The following is a 3,813-nucleotide window of genomic DNA, read 5'->3' as shown; positions in this document are numbered from 1 at the left end:
TTTGTGGCTGACCGCGCGGCCCGCGGCGCGGGGGGCGTGGGCCGCCGCCGCGCCCGGCTGCCGCTCGCGGTCTACCTGGTCGGCCTGCTGGCGTTCATCGGCTTCATGACCGAGGGCTCGATCGCCGACTGGAGCGGCCTGCTGCTGCACGGCGAGCTCGGCGCGACGCAGGCCGTCGCGGCGCTCGGCTACCCCGTCTTCCAGCTCGCGATGCTGTTCGGCCGCGTCGTCGGCGACCACCTGCGGATGTGGGTCGGCACCCGGAACCTGCTGACCGGCGCCGGGATCGGCACGGCCGCCGCGATGACCGTCGTGGTCACCGCGCCGAACACCACGGTCGCGATCGCCGGGTTCTTCCTGACCGGCCTGGTGGTCTGCACGGTCGTGCCGACCTCGATGTCCCTCGCCGGGACGTCCGCGCCGGACCAGCCCGCCGCCGCGGTCGCGCAGGCCGGGGCGATGGGCTACGGCGGGCTGCTGCTCGGCCCGGTCGTCGTCGGGTTCCTCGCGGACGCGACGTCGCTGCGGATCGGCGTCGGCGCCGTGGTGGTGCTGGCCCTGATGATCGCGGTCGGGTCCCGGTTCGTCCCGCTCGGGCCGGGCGAGATCGGCTCGGCGCACGCCGCCGGGACCGCCTCCGAGGTCGTCACCGAGGACGCCGTCGCGGTGTCCGGCGAGCGCGTCCCGGGCGGGATCGCCGCGCCGCGCCCCGAGGGCGAGCCGCAGCCCGTGCCCGCCTGAGCCAGGAGCGCCTGAGCTCGTGAACCCGCCGAGGGGGACCGTCCGGACGGACGGTCCCCTCGTTCGCTGTGAACGGCGCCGGAGGCCGGGAAAGCGGAGGCTGGGAAAGCGGAACGCCCCGGCCGGGGGACCCGGCCGGGGCATCACGCGCACGCGCCCTACTTGCGCTTGGTGATCTCCTCGGTCAGCTGCGGGGCGACCTGGAACAGGTCGCCGACCACACCGAAGTCCACCAGCTCGAAGATCGGGGCCTCAGGGTCCTTGTTGATCGCGATGATCGTCTTGGACGTCTGCATGCCGGCCCGGTGCTGGATCGCGCCGGAGATGCCGACCGCGATGTACAGCTGCGGCGACACCGTCTTGCCGGTCTGGCCGACCTGGAACTGGTGCGGGTACCAGCCGGCGTCGGTGGCGGCGCGGGACGCGCCGACCGCTCCGCCGAGGGTGTCGGCCAGCGCCTCGATGATCTTGAAGTTCTCGCCGGAGCCGACGCCGCGGCCACCGGAGACCACGATCGCGGCCTCGGTGAGGTCCGGGCGCTCGCCCTTCTCCTCGACGACCTTCTCGACGATCTTGGCGGCCTTGTCGGCGTCGGTCAGCTCGACCGACACGGCCTCCTCGGCCGGGGTCGCCGGGGCGGCCTCGGGCGCGACGGAGTTCGGCCGGACGGCGATGATCGGCGTGCCGGTCCTCACCTTGGCGTGCGCGATGATCGCGCCGCCGAAGATGGAGTGCTCGCCGACGAAGCCGTCGGTCACGTCCACCACGTCGGTGAGCGCGCCGGAACCGGTCTTGACGGCCAGCCGGCCCGCGACCTCCTTGCCCTCGCCGGTGGCGGCGAGCAGCACGGCGGCCGGCGACTTCTCCTGGACGAGCTTGGCGAGCAGCGCGGCCTTCGGCGCGACGACGTAGGAGGTCAGCTCCTCGTCCTCGGCCAGGTAGACCTTCTTCGCGCCGAACTCGGCCAGCTTGGCCTTGGCGCCCTCGTAGCCCGGGCCCACCCATACCGCGGCGGCGTCGCCGAGGCGGTTGGCGAGCGTGAGCAGTTCGAGGGTGACCTTCTTGACGTCTCCGTCGACGTGGTCGACGAGGACCAGGATCTCACTCATTCTCAGGGTCCCCTTCCCCGCTCAGACGAACTTCTTCGACGCGAGGAACTCGGCGACCTTGACGCCGCCGTCGCCCTCGTCGGTGACGATCTGGCCCTGCGCGCGCGGCGGGGCCTCGGCGAAGTCCACGACCTCGGTCGCGGCGTTGGCGAGGCCGACCTGGCCCGCGTCGATGCCCGCGCCCGCGACGTCCAGCGTCTCGACCGGCTTCTTCTTGGCCGCCATGATGCCCTTGAAGGACGGGTAGCGCGGCTCGTTGATCTTCTCGACGACGCTGACCACGGCCGGCAGGGTCGCCTCGACCTTGTCGTGCCCGTAGTCGGTCTGCCGCTGCACCTTGATCGAGGTGCCGTCGATCTCCACCTTGTTGACGAGCGACAGCTGCGGGACGCCGAGCCGCTCGGCGAGCATCGCGGCGAGCATGCCGGTGCGCGCGTCGGTGGACTCCGAGCCGAGGATCACCAGGTCGAAGCCGGAGCGGCCGAGGACCTGCTGGATGGCGTAGGAGGTCTGGAGGGCGTCGGAGCCGGCGAGGGCCTCGTCCGAGAGGTGGACGGCCTTGTCGGCGCCCATGGCGAGGGCCTTGCGGATCGAGTCGGTCGCCTTGCCGGGACCCATGGTCAGGACGGTCACCTCGCCGCCCTGGGCCTCCTTGATGCGAAGCCCCTCTTCGATCGCGTACTCATCGAGCTCGTTGATGACACCGTCCGCCGCACCGCGGTCGAGGGTGCTGTCATCGGACTTCAGCTTGCGCGGGCTCTCCGTGTCGGGAACCTGCTTCACGCAGACGACGATGTTCATGGCCGGTGGCCGACCTCCCTGCACTCAGTTGGCCGCTGGGGTAAGCGGACATAAGGACGCCGCCCGTGGGCCGGGTCGACGCGTGCTCGCGCGCCGCCTCGCGGCGGCGCACCTGACAGCCTGCCAAAGACCCGAACGTGTTTCGGCCCCGGGTCCCCGGTTGGACCGTACACGGCAGATGTTACCGGTCAGTAGCGCCGTTTTGAAACCCGCCTCGTGAGACCTGCCCCACGGAGGAGGACGGGGTCAGTGCAGCGCGTTCTGGAACCGGGACAAGGTGGCCTCCAGGGAGCTCTGAAGGCCGTAGAGCGGGGCGAAGCTGGGCGTGAAGGACATCGCGGCCACCAGACCCCCCAGCGTCAGCACGCCGAGCACCAGCCCCGCCACCGCCAGCGTGCCGGGACGCCACGCCAGCGGCTCGAACGCGGTCTCCAGCGCCCGCCGCGCGCCGCCCGCCCCCGGAGCCGTCCACAGCGCGATCGTGCCCGTCCCGGCGCCGAGCGCGATAGCGCCGAGCGGCGACAGTTCCACGTCCGCGGCGGCGAGGCCCATCACCATCAGCGGGACCGCGACGGCGAACACGGCCGCGTAGGGAACGGAGACCAGCGTCCGGCCGAGCGCTTCGAGCAGGCCGAACCCGCCGCGTGCGCGCGCCATCCGCAGCACCGCCACGGCGAACGCCGACACGGCGACCCCGACCACCGGCATCATGACCGACGCGCAGCCGGCGAGGACGATCACCAGCACGGCGAGCAGCCGCGCCCAGCCGCGCACGACCGCGAGTTCGTGGACGTCCGGGGATCCGGCGTGCCGGACGTTCGCGGGCACGACTCCGTCCTCGTAGGCAGGGCCGTCCTCGAAGGCAGGGCCGCCCGCGTGCCCGGGAGCGGCGGCGTGCCGTGGGCCGCCCGCGTGCGGGGGCGGGGCGGTGACGGTGGCCGCGGCCCCGCCGAGCGCGGGCTCCGGGAACCCGCCGGTGCCGACGGGGGCGTCGAGGCTGGTCCCGGAGGGCGCGGCGGAGACGCGCGCGGTGGGGATCGCGAAACCGCCGGTGTCGGACATCACGGCGGGGAAGCCGCCGGTGACCGGAGCCTCGGGATAGGGCGCCGGCGCGGGGCCCTGGGGAGCCGGGCCGAGGTCGAGCGCCGACGCGGCGGCGCCC

Annotated in this window: 3 protein-coding genes and 1 pseudogene; 1 reads left to right on the top strand and 3 read right to left on the bottom strand. The window is 73.3% G+C overall.

The annotated features are described in order from the left end of the window. A partial coding sequence (locus AB0J52_RS31610) for an MFS transporter (protein ID WP_500186434.1) occupies positions 1-741 on the top strand: 741 nt, incomplete at its 5' end. A 158-nt stretch (positions 742-899) separates the two neighbouring features. Here the strand turns inward: AB0J52_RS31610 and AB0J52_RS31605 are convergent. The 3 genes and pseudogenes from AB0J52_RS31605 to AB0J52_RS31595 form a co-directional block, all read right to left on the bottom strand. Next, on the bottom strand, positions 900-1,850 hold the full coding sequence (locus AB0J52_RS31605; RefSeq protein WP_500186433.1) for an electron transfer flavoprotein subunit alpha/FixB family protein: 951 nt from the start codon (positions 1,848-1,850) through the stop codon (positions 900-902). A gap of 21 nt (positions 1,851-1,871) precedes the next feature. After that, positions 1,872-2,651: an electron transfer flavoprotein subunit beta/FixA family protein gene (locus AB0J52_RS31600; RefSeq protein WP_500186432.1), complete on the bottom strand. Its 780-nt coding sequence runs from the start codon at positions 2,649-2,651 to the stop codon at positions 1,872-1,874. Positions 2,652-2,897: 246 nt separating this feature from the next. Next, positions 2,898-3,813: pseudogene (locus AB0J52_RS31595) on the bottom strand (hypothetical protein); the annotation flags it as partial.

Origin of the sequence: Spirillospora sp. NPDC049652, from assembly GCF_040675125.1 — a bacterium.
Taxonomy (GTDB): Bacteria; Actinomycetota; Actinomycetes; order Streptosporangiales; family Streptosporangiaceae; genus Spirillospora.
Note: the sequence above shows the minus strand (reverse complement) of the source record. Positions and strands in the feature narration are given on the sequence as shown.